This is a genomic window from Ralstonia sp. VS2407, assembly GCF_052950655.1.
Map to the genome: position 1 here is coordinate 1 of NZ_JBRFVG010000222.1, position 479 is coordinate 479.

General features: G+C 58.5%; 1 protein-coding gene and 1 pseudogene. Both read right to left on the minus strand.

Annotated elements, in window-relative coordinates; genetic code table 11:
- A pseudogene (locus tag ACU8YE_RS24730) lies at positions 1 to 108 on the minus strand (NADH-quinone oxidoreductase subunit B); the annotation flags it as partial.
- Between the two features lie 62 nt (positions 109 to 170).
- The coding region (locus ACU8YE_RS24735) for an NADH-quinone oxidoreductase subunit A (RefSeq protein ID WP_446930083.1) at positions 171 to 479 on the minus strand (309 nt) is incomplete at its 5' end.

Below are 479 nucleotides of genomic sequence, written 5' to 3' on the forward strand. Positions count from 1 at the left end.
CGCGAGCCCGAACGTCATCGGCCACAACGAGCCGGTACGCGTCCAGTTGATCAGCTTGTCAGCCGTGGTGGTGACAAACCCTTCCTTCAAGACCCCTTCGATACTCATTTGCTTTCCACTCCAGACAGGCGGCGACGCGTGGCCGCCCATGCAAACCGGCGATTAGCCCGTCACTCCCAGTCGAGGCCACCCTTCTTCCAGATATAGGCAAAGCCGAGCAGGAATTCGAGCAGGAAAATCATCATTGCGATGAAACCGGGCCAGCCGATTTCACGCAGGGCGACGCCCCACGGAAACAGGAATGCGGTTTCGAGATCGAAGATGATGAACAGAATCGCAACGAGGTAGTAGCGCACGTCGAACTTCATGCGCGCGTCCTCGAACGCCTCGAAGCCGCACTCGTAGGGCGCGTTCTTCTCGCTGTCGGGCTTGTTGGGACCGAGGATCTTGCCGATGCTGACCAGCGCTATACCTAAACC